The 16,634-nt window shown below is 66.4% G+C and carries 17 protein-coding genes; 6 read left to right on the top strand and 11 right to left on the bottom strand.

Features of this window, described 5'->3' with window-relative positions; genetic code table 11:
• The first annotated feature begins 62 nt into the window (after window positions 1–62).
• From ACFWUU_RS09965 to ACFWUU_RS09985, 5 genes are all read left to right on the top strand, one after another.
• Window positions 63–1,265 (top strand): cysteine desulfurase-like protein, encoded by a 1,203-nt coding sequence (locus ACFWUU_RS09965; RefSeq protein ID WP_380174366.1) that lies wholly within the window; start codon window positions 63–65, stop codon window positions 1,263–1,265.
• Between the two features lie 50 nt (window positions 1,266–1,315).
• Complete coding sequence (locus ACFWUU_RS09970; protein WP_380174368.1) at window positions 1,316–2,896, top strand: hypothetical protein; 1,581 nt, start codon at window positions 1,316–1,318, stop codon at window positions 2,894–2,896.
• A gap of 13 nt (window positions 2,897–2,909) precedes the next feature.
• The gene (locus tag ACFWUU_RS09975) at window positions 2,910–4,151 is read left to right on the top strand and encodes an ROK family transcriptional regulator (RefSeq protein ID WP_380174370.1); all 1,242 of its coding nucleotides are present in this window, start codon (window positions 2,910–2,912) and stop codon (window positions 4,149–4,151) included.
• 8 nt (window positions 4,152–4,159) lie between these two features.
• Complete coding sequence (locus ACFWUU_RS09980) at window positions 4,160–5,431, top strand: glycoside hydrolase family 125 protein (RefSeq protein WP_380174372.1); 1,272 nt, start codon at window positions 4,160–4,162, stop codon at window positions 5,429–5,431.
• A gap of 380 nt (window positions 5,432–5,811) precedes the next feature.
• A complete protein-coding gene (locus tag ACFWUU_RS09985; protein WP_380174374.1) occupies window positions 5,812–6,333 on the top strand; it encodes a hypothetical protein in 522 nt (173 codons plus the stop codon).
• 1,019 nt (window positions 6,334–7,352) lie between these two features.
• Here ACFWUU_RS09985 and ACFWUU_RS09990 read toward each other — a convergent pair.
• The 10 genes from ACFWUU_RS09990 to ACFWUU_RS10035 all read right to left on the bottom strand — a co-directional run bounded on the left by ACFWUU_RS09990 (window position 7,353) and on the right by ACFWUU_RS10035 (window position 15,308).
• Window positions 7,353–7,595 (bottom strand): hypothetical protein, encoded by a 243-nt coding sequence (locus ACFWUU_RS09990; RefSeq protein ID WP_380174376.1) that lies wholly within the window; start codon window positions 7,593–7,595, stop codon window positions 7,353–7,355.
• A 37-nt stretch (window positions 7,596–7,632) separates the two neighbouring features.
• Window positions 7,633–8,298, bottom strand: a complete 666-nt coding sequence (locus ACFWUU_RS09995; RefSeq protein ID WP_380174377.1) for a hypothetical protein — start codon at window positions 8,296–8,298, stop codon at window positions 7,633–7,635.
• 101 nt (window positions 8,299–8,399) lie between these two features.
• Complete coding sequence (locus ACFWUU_RS10000; protein WP_380174379.1) at window positions 8,400–8,975, bottom strand: hypothetical protein; 576 nt, start codon at window positions 8,973–8,975, stop codon at window positions 8,400–8,402.
• A gap of 626 nt (window positions 8,976–9,601) precedes the next feature.
• Complete coding sequence (locus tag ACFWUU_RS10005) at window positions 9,602–10,147, bottom strand: hypothetical protein (protein WP_380174381.1); 546 nt, start codon at window positions 10,145–10,147, stop codon at window positions 9,602–9,604.
• A gap of 311 nt (window positions 10,148–10,458) precedes the next feature.
• Entirely contained in the window at window positions 10,459–11,304 is an 846-nt protein-coding gene (locus ACFWUU_RS10010) for an ABC transporter permease (protein ID WP_380174383.1), read from the bottom strand.
• The gene (locus tag ACFWUU_RS10015; protein WP_380174385.1) at window positions 11,294–12,190 is read right to left on the bottom strand and encodes an ABC transporter ATP-binding protein; all 897 of its coding nucleotides are present in this window, start codon (window positions 12,188–12,190) and stop codon (window positions 11,294–11,296) included. The genes ACFWUU_RS10010 and ACFWUU_RS10015 overlap by 11 nt, the downstream gene beginning before the upstream one ends.
• Before the next feature lie 178 nt (window positions 12,191–12,368).
• The gene (locus ACFWUU_RS10020; protein WP_380174387.1) at window positions 12,369–12,794 is read right to left on the bottom strand and encodes a hypothetical protein; all 426 of its coding nucleotides are present in this window, start codon (window positions 12,792–12,794) and stop codon (window positions 12,369–12,371) included.
• Window positions 12,795–12,827: 33 nt separating this feature from the next.
• Window positions 12,828–13,493 carry a response regulator gene (locus tag ACFWUU_RS10025; RefSeq protein ID WP_380174389.1) on the bottom strand — a complete coding sequence of 222 codons (666 nt, stop codon included), beginning with the start codon at window positions 13,491–13,493 and terminating at the stop codon, window positions 12,828–12,830.
• Window positions 13,494–13,503: 10 nt separating this feature from the next.
• Entirely contained in the window at window positions 13,504–14,169 is a 666-nt protein-coding gene (locus ACFWUU_RS10030; protein WP_137257467.1) for a response regulator transcription factor, read from the bottom strand.
• Window positions 14,166–15,308, bottom strand: a complete 1,143-nt coding sequence (locus ACFWUU_RS10035; RefSeq protein WP_380174391.1) for a sensor histidine kinase — start codon at window positions 15,306–15,308, stop codon at window positions 14,166–14,168. Before ACFWUU_RS10035 ends, ACFWUU_RS10030 begins: the two co-directional genes overlap by 4 nt.
• A 278-nt stretch (window positions 15,309–15,586) precedes the next feature.
• On the opposite strand from ACFWUU_RS10035, the gene ACFWUU_RS10040 reads away from it, so the two are divergent.
• On the top strand, window positions 15,587–15,943 hold the full coding sequence (locus ACFWUU_RS10040) for a DUF6069 family protein (RefSeq protein WP_380174393.1): 357 nt from the start codon (window positions 15,587–15,589) through the stop codon (window positions 15,941–15,943).
• Here the strand turns inward: ACFWUU_RS10040 and ACFWUU_RS10045 are convergent.
• Window positions 15,869–16,627 (bottom strand): FadR/GntR family transcriptional regulator, encoded by a 759-nt coding sequence (locus tag ACFWUU_RS10045; protein WP_380174395.1) that lies wholly within the window; start codon window positions 16,625–16,627, stop codon window positions 15,869–15,871. The two genes, ACFWUU_RS10040 and ACFWUU_RS10045, sit on opposite strands and share 75 nt — an antisense overlap.
• Between the last annotated feature and the right edge of the window lie 7 nt (window positions 16,628–16,634).

A 16,634-nucleotide genomic window follows, 5' to 3' on the forward strand; every position in this document is an offset into this window, starting at 1 on the left:
TTCCGGAGATTTTTATCCGCATTCGGGCACGTGGTAGCGGCGGATGTCAGGAGTGAGCGAGGATGACGCTCATGTGTGCCTTCGATGTGGTGGCGGTCCGGAAGCAGTTCCCCGCACTCGACGAGGGAGCGGCCCATTTCGACGGTCCGGGCGGCTCGCAGACGCCGCAGGTCGTCGCCGATGCGGTCTCGAGAACGATGACCTCGGCGCTCGCGAACCGCGGCCAACTCACGGCCGCCGAGCGTCGCGCCGACGAGATCGTCGCCGGGGCGCGGGAAGCGATGGCCGATCTGCTCGGGACGACCGCGCAGGGGATCGTCTTCGGCCGCAGCATGACCCAGCTGACGTACGACTTCTCGCGCACGCTCGCCAAGAACTGGTCCGAGGGCGACGAGGTGATCGTCACCCAGCTCGACCATGACGCGAACGTCCGTCCCTGGGTGCAGGCTGCCGAAGCTGCCGGCGCCACGATCAAATGGCTCGGCTTCGACCCCGAGACGTCCGAGCTCGACGACGTCGCGCCACTGCTCACCGACCGCACCCGCCTGGTCGCGGTCACCGGCGCTTCCAACCTCCTCGGTACCCGTCCTGACACGCGCAAGCTGGCCGATCAGGTCCACGAGGCGGGCGCGCTCATCTATGTCGACGGCGTCCACCTCACCGCCCACGTCCCGGTCGACGCCGAGTACGCCGACTTCTACGTGTGTTCGCCGTACAAGTTCTTCGGGCCGCACCTGGGCGCGCTGACCGCCGCGCCGGAGCTGCTCGAGACGCTCAAACCTGACAAGCTCATGCCGTCGTCGAACGTCGTACCGGAGCGCTTCGAGTTCGGCACGCTGCCGTACGAGCTGCTGGCCGGCGCGACTGCTGCCGTCGACTTCCTGGCCGGCCTGGGCGGTACGGGCGCGACTCGGCGGGAGCGGCTGGTCAGCTCGCTCGAGCTGGTCGAGGAGTACGAGGACAGCCTCCGCGACGATCTCGAGACCCGCCTCGCCGCGATGCCCGGCATCACCCTCTACGGCCACGCCGCCAACCGGACGCCGACCCTGCTCTTCAACCTCGAGGGCCACGCTCCCACAGCTGTTGCCGAGCACCTGGCGAAGGCCGGCGTGAACGCTCCGGCCGGCTCGTTCTACGCGTACGAGCCTGCTCGCGTCCTCGGCCTCGGTCCGGCCGGAGCCGTCCGCGCGGGCCTCGCGCCATACACGGATCAGTCGGATGTCGACCGTCTCGTCACCGCGGTGGCCGCCTTGACCGGTTCGTGACGCACTAACTAAAGTCTGTGGGGAAAGTAATTCCGCCCCGAGGGAGTCTGGTGAGAGAACCGAGTGCTGTTTTCGTCCAGTCGGATCTCTCGGACGGACTGACCACCGCGGTCAGATCCGGCTCGACCTGGTCGGCCGCGGGTGCTGAGGTCAGCTGGAACGACGGGACCGTCGACGTCACCGCGACGACGATCTCTCGCGTCGCGCTCCGCTGGTCCGAGCGGCTCCCGGCCGATGCGCTGATCCTCGGCGATGCCTGGGAGCGTTCGTACGGCGACCTCCAGTGGCGTCACGTGCGACCTGAGCGCCTGCTGCCGTGGTACTTCCTCGTCCACGATCCGCAGACCGGCAGCACGACCGGTGCCGGCGTTGATGTCCAGCCGAGTGCGTTCTGCGCCTGGACGGTCGACGACGACGGCTTCACGCTCTGGCTTGACCTGCGCAACGGTGGCGGTCCTACACACTTGAGGGGCCGGACGCTGACTGCGGCGACCGTGCGACTATTCAATGACGGCGGCACACCTTGGCAGACCCTGAACGCAGCGGTCGCCACCATGAGCACCCGACTACCGGCGCGACCTGAGCCCGCGCCGGTGGTCGGGGCCAACAACTGGTACTACGCGTACGGCGAGAACTTCGACGAGAAGGCCGTCCTGCAGGACGCGACCACGATCGTCGAACTTGCCGACGGTCACCCGGTGAAACCGTTCAGCGTCGTCGACGACGGCTGGTACCCGGGCGGCGTCTGCTCCGGCGGCCCCTGGGACCGCGGGACACCGGGCGTCTTCGACGACATGGCCGGTACGGCGGCCGCGATCAAGGCGATCGGCGCCCGGCCGGGCCTCTGGTTCCGCCCGCTCCTCGTCCGCGAGCCCGGTCGCTGGGCGTCGACGGGACCCCATGACAAGCCGGGGCGCGCGCTCGATCCGTCGTACCCCGAGGTCCTGGACGGAGTGCGAGCCGACCTCCAGCGTTTCCGGTCCTGGGGCTTCGAGCTCGTGAAGCACGACTTCAGCACGTACGACGTCTTCGGCGCCTTCGGGCCGGCGATGGGATCGCGGTTGACGCGCGGCGGCTGGCAGCTGCACGACACGTCGCGGACGACCGCCGAGATCATCCTCGCGTTCTACCGGGAGATCCGGTCCGCGGCGGAGGACGTCGTTGTGATCGGCTGCAACACCGTCGGCCACCTCGCCGCCGGGCTGGTCGACGTACAGCGGACCGGTGACGACACCTCAGGCCGCGACTGGGAGCGGACCCGGAAGATGGGTGTCAACACGCTCGCGTTCCGGCTCCCGCAGCACAACCGGTTCTTCGCCGTCGACGCGGACTGTGTTCCGTGCACGCCGCAGACGCCGTGGGAGCTCAACGAGCGCTTCCTCGACCTGGTCGCCCGATCCGGTACGGCACTGTTCCTGTCGATCGATCCAGCCGCCCGGACGGAGCGGTCCGACCGGGCGTTGCGGAACGGTATACATTTGGCGCTCAGTGGTGGTGCGGCGGCTGAGAACACGGCGATCGAGCCGACCGACTGGCTGGTGAACACCACGCCCAACGCCTGGCGGGCGGGTGACGAGATCCTCCACTACGACTGGTCTCGTCCGTGGGGTGCGGACCCGACCGCCAACTGACCTGGGGGCCTTTGTGAGCGTACGGCGGGGCACGAATCTCGATCGGGTCGGCGGCTTCAACGATGCCGTCGTACTCGACGCGATCCGCCGCAGCGAACAACTCAGCCGCGTCGAGCTCGCCGAAGCCACCGGACTGTCCGGCCAGGCCATCTCCAACATCGCCCGCCGTCTTCTGGACGCCGGTCTCGTCCGGGAAGCCGGGCGACTGCGCGGTGCCGGCCTCGGCAAGCCGCGGACGTTGCTCGAGCTCGAGCCCACCGGCCAGTACGCCGTCGGCGTGCATCTCGACCCGTCCGTGGTCACCGTCGTACTGCTCGATCTCACCGGCGAGGTGGTCGCGCGGCGACCGGTCGACCAGTACGCCGACGATCCCGACGTACTCATCGACGGCATCGCGAAGACGATCGAGGAAGTGATCGCCGCGTCCGGCGCACCGCGCGACCGCGTCACCGGCGTGGGCATCGCTGCGCCGGGGCCGATCGATGTCGAGCGCGGTGTGGTCGTCGACCCGCCGAACCTGTCGGCCTGGCACCTGGTCCCGCTCCGCGACGAGCTGCGGGAGCGGACCGGTCTGCCGATCGTGCTCGACAAGGACGTGACTGCGGCCGCGTCCGCCGAGAAATGGGCCGGGCAGGGCGGCAGCTTCTTGTTCTTCTACCTCGGCACGGGCGTCGGTGCGGGGCTGGTGATCGGTGATGAGATCGTCCGCGGATCGTCCAGCAACGTCGGCGAGATCGGTCATGTGATCGTGGATCCGGACGGACCGGTCTGCTACTGCGGGCGGCGTGGGTGCGTGGGCGAGACCAGCCAGCCGCGGTACTTGGTGCAGCAGGCGGTCGAGGCCGGAGTACTTGCCCAAGGCATCGATATCGAGGATCGGCCGGCGGTGGACGCGGCGTTCGCCCAGCTGTGTGCGTCGGCGGCGGACAGTCCTGGGGCTGCTCAGGAGATCATCGTCGCTCTCGCCGGGCGGATCGCCAAGGTCGTCGAGGACATCGCGAACCTGCTCGATCTGGAGCGGGTCGTCTTCGGCGGCCCGCACTGGGAGCAGCTCGCGCCGGTGCTCGGTGGCGCAGTACGCGATGCGCTGGACGATCGCTTCCTGGTGCGCGCCGTCCACCCGTTCGAGGTCGCCGGTACGGCGCTCGGCCAAGACGTCGGCGCGATCGGCGCCGCCAGTCTGGTCCTCGACCAGACGTTCTCGCCAAACCCTTCCTTGTTGTTGCAGAGCACTGCGGTTGTCGCTGAAAGGTGATTGTGTTGATGATCGACCCCGAGGTCCTCGCCCGAGCCGTTGCGGCTGTTCAGCAGGCGACCGGCGACGAGGTGATCGCGGAGATGTTCCGGCGCTCGATGGCCGGGAACCTGCCCGCGGTCGCCGAGCAGTTGCCGGACGGGACGACGTTCGTGCTCACCGGCGACATCCCGGCGATGTGGCTGCGCGACTCCGCGGCCCAGATGCGCCCGTACCTGCTGCTGTGCAAGGACGACCCGGGCCTGCAGGACACGCTGATCGGGGTGCTGCACCGGCAGTTGGAGTACGTCGTACTGGATCCGTACGCGAACGCCTTCAACAAATCGGCCAACGGGGCGGGGCATGTCACCGACGAGACGGAGATGTCGCCGTGGGTGTGGGAACGCAAGTACGAGATCGACTCGCTCTGTTTCCCTCTTGAGTTGGCGTACCGGCTGTGGCGGATCACGGGTCGGGCGGACGTGATCGACGAGCGGTTCCGCGCGGCGGCGGAGGCTGTCGTCGAGCTGTGGACCGTGGAGCAGGACCACGAGGCTCGGTCGCCGTACCGGTTCCAGCGTCTTGACGACCGGCCGTCGGACACGCTGGTGCGCGAGGGGCGTGGTCGGTTGACGCAGCCGACCGGGATGTCGTGGAGCGCGTTCCGGCCGAGCGACGACGCTACCGAGCTGGGCTTCAACGTGCCGGGGAACATGTTCGCGTCGGTGGTGCTCGGGTATCTGCAGGAGATCGCTACCGAGGTACTGCGGGATGCGGACCTGGCCGATCGCGCGAAGGCGTTGAAGGCGGACATCGACGAGGGGATTTCTTCCTACGCGGTTGTGGAGCACCCGGAGCACGGACAGGTGTACGCGTATGAGGTCGACGGGCTGGGCGAGACGTTGCTGATGGACGACGCGAACATGCCTAGCCTGCTGTCGATCCCGCTGACTGGGTATGCAGCGCCGGACGATCCGACGTACCTGGCTACTCGTCGGCTGTTGCTCAGTCCCGAGAACCCGTACTACTACAGCGGGACTGCTGCGGCGGGGATCGGGAGTCCGCATACGCCGCCGCGGTACATCTGGCACATCGCCCTTGCCGTGCAGGGCATCTCCAGCACGTCACCCGAGGAACGCCAGCAGTTGTTGGAACTCCTCCGCGACACGACGGGCGGCACCGGCCAGATGCACGAAGGCTTCAACGTAGACGACCCCACCCAATACACCCGCGACTGGTTCTCCTGGGCCAACGCCATGTTCTGCGAACTAGCCCTAGTCCACGCCGGCATCAAGAGCTAGCCCGAGCACACCGAAAGGACACCGGCCAAAGGACACCGCTCCGCGGCGACTGTCCTATTGGCCGCCTCCGGCGGCGTGCGGGCTGTTTCTCGCTCAACTGCATCGGCCGCGGCAGCTGCTCGTCTGGTTGGACCGAGGAAACGGACACCGCCTCGCGGCGGCTGTTCTGTTGCCCGCCTCCCGCGCGCGGCCTGTCCCGAGTGCGCGCCAGAGTATTGAGGACGAGCCAAGGAATACATCGGTCAGCCTGACCTCTAGCCAGGCGACCGACGGTCGCGATAGTCGAGACGTGCAGTGAGGGTCTCCCTTGAATGCTCGCCTCCGCGGGGTGGGAAGACGCTTCAACATTCGGCATGACTGGGGCGAGAGGCGGAACCTGCATGACGACAGCATTGTGGCTTGCCTTGATCTCGAGCCTTTCGGGCTTGGCTGGGGTGACGCTGGGCGCCGTACTTGCCAGTCGGTCGCAGAGCCGTCAGTGGACGAGAGACAGACAGGTCGGCGCCTGTGTTGCGATTGTCGTGCAGTCGACGCGGGTGCAGCTCGCGCTGAGGCAGCAATGGCGCCGCGCTCAACGCGTGGACTGGGCACCCTGGAACGAGGCGTTGGCTGAAATCAGCCTGATCGCTACCACTGCGGAGGTCGTCGACGCAGCCGGCGAGATAGATCAATTGTTCTGGCAGACCACCGAACTGGACCGAGGCGAGCTGAACAACGAGATTGCTTGGGAAGCCGCCGTCCAAGGTATGGAGGCGGCCCGACTCAACTTCATCAACGTTGCGAAGAAGCATGTGATCGGATCACGCGGCCGGCTCGAACGCCTGCCGGTTCGCCGCCCCCAGTCGTCGGAGGCTTGGCCCGCCGGTCCATCACCGGCCACTTCAGGCCCTGCGTCTGGCTAGAGCCGAAGATCATGAGTGCTACGCCACAGCCCACCGTTGGCCAACTTCAGACTGCCGGACATCGGCATCTGACCTCTCTAGCAACCTCTGACCCCTCCTGCTTGACGCGAGTTCATGACACGAACCATGGCATGCTGCGCGACGGGTTGTCCCTGAGCGCTGTGCTGGTCCGAGGTGCTGCCGGATGCTTGCTCATTCACCAGCGTCCTTCAGTGGGTGCGGCATGCTACGCGCTCGGAGGCGGTGAGTGGTCGGTGGTCGATGGTGCCCGAACTGTCGGCCCGATCGGCTGAGCCGGGCCGAGGCCCAACGCCCGGCGCGCCGCTGTAATCAGATGTTCGCGTGCTTGGTGTTGTGCGTCCTCTGCAGCGGACCATTGGGCAGCGTCCGGTGGGTCGGCCTTAAGTAGAACGTCGACGTAGACCGTATTCTCAGTGTTATGCAGTCGCTCGGCCGCTCTCACGACATCGGCCGCCGCGAGGAGTCTGAGCCTGGTCAATGCGTCGATTCGCCGATGATGCGACTCTTCCGCTGTCCGGCGGAAGGCCATCATGTCTTGCCCGCTTATGCGAGCTTCATAGGCTGTGTAATTGACTGCGCCGAAGCTAGCGCCCAGGAACGCGACCAGCGTGTCAGTCATCGCTTCGCGGCGCCATCGTCGCTCGTCTCTCCTCCCGGCAACGACCAGCGCAGCGCCCGAAAGGACGGCCGCGGCGGAGGCCGCAACTGCGGCGACAACTTCCGGCATGTTTGCCATCTGCACCCCGCTCCGGGTTCGCGACGGCGAACCTCGAACTAACTTGCACTCCTATTTAGCGCAAGCCGCATCTGATCGCAAGCCCTCAGAATCGACGTCCGGTCCGGAAAACCGACCCGGCTGCTCAGCGTTTCGCCCGATAAAGAAGGGAATCACCAGGTAATAGACGAGTTGGAGTGCACGGCTAAGACCGACCTGATACGACCTGATGTGCGGTCGCCAAGTGGGTCTCAGTCTAGGGACGTTGCCCCGATTGACGCACTTACGCGGTGTGTTGGACTGAGCCTGGCACCGCGATTGCCGCGATGTTCGCGAGAACGCCGCTGATGACCGACGCAGTGGCCGAGGCGCCAGTGCGGAACTTGTCCTTGGCGGTCATGGCGACTATCTCCCGCCCGTTACCTTCGTGGTGTGTCTTGTGTCGACGGAGCGCGTTTGAGGTCAGGTAGTAGACGACAGCCAGTACGAGTAGCGCCAGTGCCAGACCCGGGGTTACCGGGCTCAATCCAGCTCCTTGAGTTTGACCGTAGGTCGCGAGACGGTCACCTGTCGAGTTGATGGCGTCGCTTGAAGGCGATGCTGATCAGATCCTCGATGAATGCACTGACCCTCTTGTGTCCAGGTCGATAGTTCGATGGATGACCGCATTGATTACGGAGGTCGAGTGCCTGCTGCATCACAGTCCACTCGCCCTTGTCTAGTATCGCAAGGTCGCGCGCCGCTAGGAGAAACGTCTTGTCCTTCACCTGTGCGAAGTCTTCGATCTTCCCAACTGCCTTGACTCGGGCGTCGTGCTTCTGAATAGCAGATGTAACGGCCGGCCAGCCGAGGATCGAGGCGCTGTCATGGAGCGTTCGGATAGCGCCAGTCCACGCGAAGACTACAGCGGCCTTCATCGCCCCGACCTGAAGACAGGTGATCGCCTCCTCGACGAACTCGCGCGCGAGAGAGTCAGAGATGTTCTTCGCGGCCTTTTCGAGGGTGGCGACATCTACGGCGATCTCGGGTTGCCCGTCCGGCAAGCCGAGCGCGGATCTGATCTCCTTCGACCCCGTCTCCGTAAGGTGCCACAACTTGTGGCCCTTCTCGTTGATATCTGCTGAGTCAACGAGCGCACCGGCGCTTGCGAACACCTGCGCAACATTCATGCTCCTGGCCCGCGGTAGTCGAGCATGGGTCAGCGCGGCCTTAACCTCGCCGGTCGTCATCGCCGGAACATTTCGGTAGTGTGAGTAGTAATATAATGCCGCAAGGCACTTTATTCTTTGAGGCGTGTTCTTGACTGGATGTAGGAACTCGACTAGCGAGATCATCCCTCGCTAAGTTCCTTCGCCAACGTCTTCAGGTGCTCGCGCCCAGGGTACTTGAGCTTGTAGGTCGCGCTCCGGCCAATGCCATTGATATTGAACCAAGCGCCGAGGTCCTTCATGTGCTTGCTGTAGTTGGTATTGTCGTAGAGTCCCAGGCGGTCGATCTCAGCGCGAATCGGATTATCAGAGGTTGGTCCCTCGTCCCAACCTCCCAATTGCCGACCGGCTGCGACCAGAAGTCCGACGGCGCCTGCGCGCTTGTGGGTACTGTTACCAAGCCGACCGGGGTCGGCGGCGACCTGCAGATCTCCATCGTGCTCGACGTAGATCATTTCGATTCGCTCGTGCGGGACTGAGAGTGCATCTGCGAGCTTCTTGAGCCGATCCGACTCTGTCGCAGTTCCGTCGCCCTGGTCGCCTTCCTGGTCCTGCTTGTCGGTGGACCGTTCGACCATCTCTCCTGCTCCAGACAGGATGTCGATCGCTTTGGTGAATGCGATCTCCTTGAGGTCATCCGGGACCTGTGCGTCTTTGACCGCCCTCAGTGCCGTCCTCAGTACTTCATCGACGTCCATCTGGTCTCCTGTGACGCTGCTCCACTGCTGCTGTTCGTGAGCATACTCAGACAGTGACGAAAGTCCATCTCAGGTGAACCAAGCTAGTGACCGCATCAGTGGCGTGCTAAGTAAAGGACAGTAGATCCGGATCTCATCCGTTCGACCGGATCGTAAGTGTCTTATTTCGGGGATTCGAACGTTTAATTGTCGCGGCCTTGACGACCTCACGGGACCTACTGCTCCAGTGAGTCTGGTGCCCTCGGCGCTATCTCGTCCGGCAGAAGTTCCGCAACATCAAGCGTCGGTGTGGAACTGTCACGTCAAGCACTGCTGCACACGTGGGCTGGTGTCGATTGTGGCTACCGACTGGTCACGCCTAGAACGCCGAACGCGGCGTGTCTGGAGTTTGGCTCAGCTTGGGCCCGTCTGGGGCCCAGATCGGCGTACGGCGCCGAGCAGGTCGGGAGAGAGGGCCCGTACAGAAGTGTGCCCAAGCGGAGCAGGCTTGGCGCCTTGCCTGCGGATCCGTCGAGCGATGACCACCGCTGGCGACCACTGCCGTGGAGGGTTAGTGGGAAAGGCCCGGACGACGAACAGCCTGGTCAGGGTCAAGGATCGGGGCTGTTCGTCCGCAGACCGCCTGCCTACGTGGTGGCCGGGAAAGGCGCCCGCATAGCGTCGAACCAGTCGATGAACTCCTTGACTGTGCCGATCTGCCGGATACGGTCGTGCAGGGCGGTGTGGTCGTGTCCGATAACGAACGGATTGGTGCCCTTCGTTGGCTCGCCGCACCCGCAGGCGCACATCAGCTTATCCTCCGGAGCGTCGGGCCAGTAGTTAATCGGGTTCTGACTCTGTACGGCGAACGGGAGAGGCTTGCCGACGTACTTGTCCACAATCGAGCCGGAGAGAACCGGCTGACCACGAAGCAACGTGCGCATGCCGCCAGCCTTGTGCGGTACCTCTTCTGCGCCATCCAGCTCGACCACCTGCCGAACGATGCCGCCAGACGCCACGAGCGCGTAACGTTCCTTCGCGGCCTTGCCCGCCTTGGTGTGCCATGTTCCGCGGGCCGCGTCCCAGAGCGCGAACGCTCCCATGGTCGGGCTGTAGCCAGTGCGGTCCCGGCCGAGGTCGTCTTCGGTCGGATTGGTCAGTCCGGTCTGGGGCTGCAACTTGATGATGAGCACCTGAGCCTCCTATTATCCTGATACTCCGTCGTTCCTGATGTACCGAGTATTGCAGGAAAAGCGATACTCTGCAACCAGGGATAGCAAGGTATACCCGGAGGTCCAGAAGAGCCGGCCTCGGTGTGACGGGTCGCCAGCCGTTGTGGGGTTGCTGTAATCAGGTCTGCTCGGGATGGTCGTAGTGCTCCCGGGCGGGGCCGACGCGGGAACCAGATCCGGTGTCGAGCCAGCCGCGTAGCATGTCGATCTTCAGCGACCGGCGCACGCCCGCTGCAGGCGAGCGTTCGCCTCACGCGGTGCTTCGAGGGTGCCTACGTGACGTCGCGGCGGCGGGTGGTCCAGAGGGATAGGGCGGCGAAGAGGGCGCAGTACGCGAAGAGGGTTAGTAGGGCTCGGCTGCCGCCTACGGCGTCGCGGACGCCGGGTGGGGCGTCTGTGGTTGACATGCCGGTGACTGCGACGACCAGGGAGCCGGCGTTGGTGCCGGGGAGGGTGTTGGTTAGCCAGTCGAGGCCTGGGAGGAGGCTGCTGACGACGCCGGCCAGGAGGGTTTCGATGCCTAGGATCCAGACGACGCCTAGGCCGATGGGGAGGGCTACGTTGCGGAAGGCAACGGCTAGGACGGCGCCGGCTAGGCACCAGGTCATCAGGACCAGCCAGCCGCCGGCTAGGCCTTGCAGCAATGTGACGATGCTTGGCCAGGTCATGGCGCCGCTTTCAGCTGCGGCGATGCCGATGCTGCACAGGCTGCAGGCGATGAAGATTCCGACGACCCAGAGGGCGATCATCGTGGCCAGGGCTAGGAACTGCGCGCCCAGAATTGTGCCGCGGCCGGGGCGTTGGGTGAGGACGGTTTTCAGCGTGCCCCAGGTGTACTCGCCACCGATCACGATTGCGCCGAGGACCAGTGCCAATGCGCCGGCGAAGATCGGGTAGCCGCCGATGGTGTTGTCGATGACGCGTTCGGGGAGCATGCCGCGGAGGACCTCCACGCGAGGGATTCCGTCGGTTGACGGAGTGTCGTCGCCGGTCGTGTAGGCGAGGTACGGCAGGAGGTAGCCGAAGATCAGGCTCAGGATCAGGCCTGCGCCGAACAGCACCCAGACCGCGGATCGTTTGCGGAGTTTGAGGATCTCCGCGCGGTAGCTACCCAACATCGGCCTTCTCCTCCGTGGTCAGCTCGAAGAAGATGTCCTCGAGCGCTCGTTCAGTCATGTGCAGTTCGGAGACGGCGATCCCGGCGCCGACCAGCACGCTGTTGACCTCCGCGGCCCGCGCCGGATCGACGGCGACCCGGAGTGTGTCGTCGTACTGGTGCACGCTGCCGAAGCGGGCCAGGATCGCCTGCGCCTGGTCCTTCGGGTCGGCGCGGACGACCAGCTCCTGTTCGCCGCGAAGTTCGTCGACGTTGTGCTCGGCAACCATCCGGCCGAAGTTGATGATCCCGACCCGGTCGCAGATCTGCTGTACCTCGCCGAGCAGATGGCTCGACAGCAGTACGGTCCTGCCGCCGGTGCCGAGCTCGCGGATCAGCCGGCGCATGTCGCGCATCCCGGCCGGGTCGAGCCCATTGGTCGGCTCGTCGAGGATCACCAGCTCCGGATCCTTCAACAGCGCGGCCGCGACCCCGAGCCGCTGCTTCATCCCCAGGGAGTACGTCGAGAACCGGTCCTTGGCGCGATCGGCCAGGTCGACGAGCTCGAGTACTTCGTCGATCCGCTGCCGCGCCACCCCGGCGTACTCGGCCAGCAGCCGCAGATTGTCCAACCCCGACAGGTACGGGTAGAACGCCGGCGACTCGATCATCGACCCGGTCCGCCCCAGTACGTCGGACTGCCCGGGCTTCCCGCCGAGTACGCGAACGCTGCCGCTCGTCGGCGCGATCAGCCCGGTGAGAATCCGGAGCGTGGTTGTCTTGCCTGCGCCGTTCGGCCCGAGGAATCCGTAGACCTCGCCCGGCAGCACTGTCAGATCGACACCATCGACCGCAAGGGTGTCGCCGTACCTCTTCGTCAGTCCACTGACCTCAACTAGCGCATCCATACCAAGAGCGTGCCGTTCACGCCCCGGCTGCCGCGTCGCCTCGGGGGAGTGACCGTGCCTACCCCCGGCGGAGTAGTGCGCTAACGACAGGAGGTACGTGTCCGACGAGCCCGTTCTGCGGTGTGCTCAGGCGTCGGACTGCCGATAGTCGAGCTATACCTCCTGTCGTTAGCTCCACTCAGGTGCTGGGGTTCGAGGAAAGGCGGTCGGTGTTTCCGGTGGCGAGTGCTTCGGTGACGTGGTCGACAGCGGACCGGATCACTTCGCCGTAGCCGTCAGCGGGCAGCAGATGAAGGTGCTCGTGCGCCAACTGCAGGTGCTCCTCCGCCTGTAGCGGATGTGCCAGCCGGCGGTAGTCGTCAGCGAGGTTCAGGTGGAGGGACGGGAGCCAGGCGGTGTCCTCGACGACTTCCAACGCACGGAGATCCCAGGTCAACTCATCTGAGGTTTCGTCCTGCAGGTCCGCCAGGTAATGCGCGATCGCACACCGCGTCTGCCGGTCGTCAACCGCGTCCCACAGAGCCGCCAGCTGAGCACGGGCTGCGTCACGATCTCCGGCCTGACCCAGCGAGACGGCGGCCGTGATCTCCTCGAGGTGCATCATGCGAGCAGCCTCGGGCTTCGAGTAGCTGGAAGGTCAACCCAGCCAGCCGGGACGCACCAACCCGGTCTGGTACGCGACGACAACCAGCTGCGCCCGGTCGCGGACCCCGAGCTTGATCATCGCGCGACTGACATGCGTCTTCGCGGTCGCCGGACTCAGAACGAGCCGCTCCGCGATCTCGTCGTTCGACAACCCTTCACCGACCAGCGCGACGATCTCCTTCTCGCGTTCGGTGAGTACGTCGAGTTCCTTGCTCGCATGTGGTTGCCGACTGCGGGACGCGAACTCGGCCACCAGCCGCCGCGTGACGCCGGGGGAGAGGAGCGCGTCGCCGCGAGCGACCACCCGCACCGCCTGGAGCAGCTCGACCGGCTCGGTGTCCTTCACCAGGAACCCGCTCGCCCCGACCCGCAGCGCCTCGAACACGTACTCGTCCAGGTCGAACGTCGTCAGGATCACCACATGTACGTCGGCCAGCTCCGGATCCGCGCCGATCTGCCGCGTCGCCTCGAGCCCGTCCGTACCGGGCATCCGGATGTCCATCAACACCACGTCGGGCTTCTCGGCCCGCGCGACAGCGACCGCCTCCGCGCCGTCGGCAACCTCACCGACCACCGTGATGTCGTCCTCGGCGTTCAGCAACGACCGGAACCCGGCCCGCACCAACGCCTGATCATCCGCCAGCAACACCCTGATCATGCGCTGGAGCTTATGCGAGCCCGGCGTCATGGGCGAGGAGGGCGATCTGGGTGCGGTTCCCCAGCTCCAGCTTGGTGAGGATGTGCGAGATGTGCGCCTTGACCGTCGCGAGGCTCATGAACAGCTCGGCGCCGATCTGCGCGTTCGCCTTACCCTGCGCGACCGCGAGCATCACGTCGTACTCGCGGGGCGACAGCCGCTGCAGCTTGTCCTGCGCGATCGTGTGGGCGTCGGCCTGCGTCGCGGCGCGGTCCATCAGGCGGCGCGTGATCGCCGGCGACAAGATCGGGTCGCCGGCCGCGACCCGCCGTACTGCCTCGACGATCTGGGCCGGCGGCGTGTCCTTCAGCAGGAATCCGCTCGCCCCGGCGCGGAGCGCGTGCAGCACGTTCTCGTCGGTGTCGAACGTGGTGAGTACGACGACCTCGGGCGGATTCGTCCGCGCCCGCAACCGCCGGGTCGCGACGATGCCGTCGACCCGGGGCATCCGCAGGTCCATCAGCACGATGTCGGGGAAGTGTGCGTCGACCGCGGCCGGTACTTCGTCGCCATCGGCGGCCTGACCGACCACCGAGATCCCGTTCGTCCCGTCGAGCATCATCTCCAGGCTGGCCCGGACCAACGCGTCGTCGTCCACGACGAGTACGCGGATCGGCGCCGCTGCGGTTTCGCTCATGCGGGCCACGGTAGCGAGGCCTCGAGCCGGAAGCCGCCACCGGGCTCCTGCCCGTGGTCCAGCGTCCCGCCGGCCAGCTGCACCCGTTCGGTCAGCCCGACCAAGCCGGTCCCGCTCCCGGGCGTGACCGTGGTCCCGTTCGACGCCGGGTTGGTCAGCTCGATCCGCAAGCCGTCGCCCGGCCGCCCGTCCAGCGTGACGGTCACCGGCCGTCCGGCGGCGTGTTTGCGCGCGTTGGTCAGTCCCTCCTGGACGATCCGGTACGCCGTACGTCCCGTTGCCGGGGGCAATGAAGTGGAATCCGCGACATGGTCCTCGTACGCGACCGTCGTACCCGCCTCGCGCGACTCGTCCACCAACGCGCGGACGTCGTCGAAGGTGGGTTGCGGCCGTCCTTCGTACACATCCTCGTCGCGGAGGACGTTAATGACCTCGCGCAGTTCGTCGAGCGCCTGGTGTACGCCGGTGCGGATCACGCCGGCCGCCTTCGCGAGCCGCTCGGGCGAGGAGTCGGGGCGGTACTCGAGGGCACCGGCGTACGTCGCGAGCAGGGACAGGCGATGGGCCAGTACGTCGTGCATCTCGCGGGCCATCTTGGTGCGTTCGAGGGTGCGTGCCTCGGCGACGCGGCGGCCCTGCTCGGCCTCGGCGCGGCGGGCGCGTTCGCGGAGCGACTCCAGGAGTTGGCGGCGGGCCTGGGCGCCTTGGCCCCAGCCGAGCAGGGCGGCGTGTACGACGACGTCCAGTACGGCGAACCAGAGGTAGGGGAGCCCGTGGATTGGTTGCCAGAGGCCCTGGATCAGGTGCGCGACGGTGCCGGCGATCGCGACGAGCAGCGCCGTACGGAAGGGGCGGCGGAGGGCGACGGTCAGCGTGCCGACGGTGGACGGCGGCGTACCGGCGGGGGAGAAGATCGCGAGTACGGCGAGCGCGATCGCGCCCTGGACGGGCCAGCGGATCAACGTCGGGATCACTGCGACGGAGAGGATCCCGACCACGATGTCGAGCACCAGGAACTTCTGATGCTCCGGATCCGACCACCGCCCGACGATCGTCCCCGCAACCATCGCCGCCACCAGCGCCCACGCCACCAGCGCAGCCACCAGCCCGGACTTCCGCGGCACACACAACTCCTCCATGCCGCCGAGACTAAGCCGCCCCGCCCGTCCCCACCACCGACCAAAGTAGAACCCACCCCGTCCACCCGACCGATGCCAACCGCACCGAACCTCCCGCACTGTGTTCCCACCAACCACCCCAGGGAGCCACAATGCCAACCCCCAACCCCACCACCCCGAACAGCACCACCCGCCTATCCACCACATCCGCGAACGCCTCGTCCGCCACCACCAACCCGGCTGACCCGGCCTCGGGTCCGCGGCGCGTTCCTGGGCGTAGTCGACTCGTGGTGGTTGGTGTGACTGCAGCCGCGGCTCTTGCTGACTGGGCGATCCTCGCCAAACTCGCCGGTCTCACCCTCACCGCACGCCAAGGCGGCACCCAGCACATCGGCGCCGCAGCCGTCCTAGCCGCCTCGATCGTGGTCGCCTTCGCCGGCTGGGGTCTCCTAGCCATCCTCGAACGCCGCACCACGAAAGCCCGCGACACCTGGACCATCATCGCGGCGATCGTCTGCATCCTCTCCCTAGGCAGCCCACTCACCAACGGCATCGGCCTAGGCGCGAAGCTCGGCCTCGCCTCACTCCACCTGATCGTCGGCGCGACCGTGATCCTCGGCCTCCGCCGTACCAGCGCTCCCACCGAACGGTGCTAACTGCGCCGCCTGGTAGAACCCCCGGATATGCGCGGTCACCAACGAGGCCGCGCGCTCCGGCTCCCCACCCCGCACGGCCGCCAGGATCCCGCGATGCTCGGCCCGCAGTCCAACAGCAACCGCCTCCCAATCAGGCAGATTAGGTACGGCGGCCAGCACATACCCATGAATCGCCGACCGCAACGAAGTCATCACCGCCGCGATCAACACGTTCCCCGCCAACCCCGACAACGCAACATGGAACTCAGCATCCAGCTGATGGAACTCCTCCGGCGACAACCCGGCATCATCCATCCGATCCAGCAGCTCCTCCGCAACCTTCAGCTCATCCGCCCCCAGCTCCCGCCCCGCAGCCTCCCGCGCCGCCCACGACTCCAGCAGCAGACGCGTCTGTACGACGTCCCCCATCGGCAGGTGATTCGTTGCCAGATGCAACCGCAGTACGGCGGTCAGCGGCGACACCGGCTCCGCCACGATCACCGCACCCGCCTCCGGCCCGGATCCGGTCGCGGTCCGTACCACTCCCATCGCCTCGAGCACCCGGACCGCCTCCCGCACCGACGGCCGGCTGATCCCGAGCTGCTCGGCCAGCGTCCGCTCCCCGGGCAACCGCCCGCCGATCCGCAGCCGTCCTGCGGCCAGATCGGCCTCCACCCGGTGCAGGACCAGCTCGTAGTTCTTCATGTGGACG

The organism is Kribbella sp. NPDC058693 (genome assembly GCF_042715335.1).
Lineage (GTDB): Bacteria > Actinomycetota > Actinomycetes > Propionibacteriales > Kribbellaceae > Kribbella > Kribbella jiaozuonensis.

Coding starts and splice junctions, on each gene's coding strand:
- ACFWUU_RS10030 (WP_137257467.1), bottom strand. CDS start 14,169: ATGAGCGAAACCGCAGCGGCGCCGATCCGCGTACTCGTCGTGGACGAC.
- ACFWUU_RS10045 (WP_380174395.1), bottom strand. CDS start 16,627: ATGAAGAACTACGAGCTGGTCCTGCACCGGGTGGAGGCCGATCTGGCC.
- ACFWUU_RS10010 (WP_380174383.1), bottom strand. CDS start 11,304: ATGTTGGGTAGCTACCGCGCGGAGATCCTCAAACTCCGCAAACGATCC.
- ACFWUU_RS09985 (WP_380174374.1), top strand. CDS start 5,812: ATGACGACAGCATTGTGGCTTGCCTTGATCTCGAGCCTTTCGGGCTTG.
- ACFWUU_RS10020 (WP_380174387.1), bottom strand. CDS start 12,794: ATGATGCACCTCGAGGAGATCACGGCCGCCGTCTCGCTGGGTCAGGCC.
- ACFWUU_RS09995 (WP_380174377.1), bottom strand. CDS start 8,298: ATGACGACCGGCGAGGTTAAGGCCGCGCTGACCCATGCTCGACTACCG.
- ACFWUU_RS10035 (WP_380174391.1), bottom strand. CDS start 15,308: ATGGAGGAGTTGTGTGTGCCGCGGAAGTCCGGGCTGGTGGCTGCGCTG.
- ACFWUU_RS10015 (WP_380174385.1), bottom strand. CDS start 12,190: ATGGATGCGCTAGTTGAGGTCAGTGGACTGACGAAGAGGTACGGCGAC.
- ACFWUU_RS10025 (WP_380174389.1), bottom strand. CDS start 13,493: ATGATCAGGGTGTTGCTGGCGGATGATCAGGCGTTGGTGCGGGCCGGG.
- ACFWUU_RS09980 (WP_380174372.1), top strand. CDS start 4,160: ATGATCGACCCCGAGGTCCTCGCCCGAGCCGTTGCGGCTGTTCAGCAG.
- ACFWUU_RS10000 (WP_380174379.1), bottom strand. CDS start 8,975: ATGGACGTCGATGAAGTACTGAGGACGGCACTGAGGGCGGTCAAAGAC.
- ACFWUU_RS09965 (WP_380174366.1), top strand. CDS start 63: ATGACGCTCATGTGTGCCTTCGATGTGGTGGCGGTCCGGAAGCAGTTC.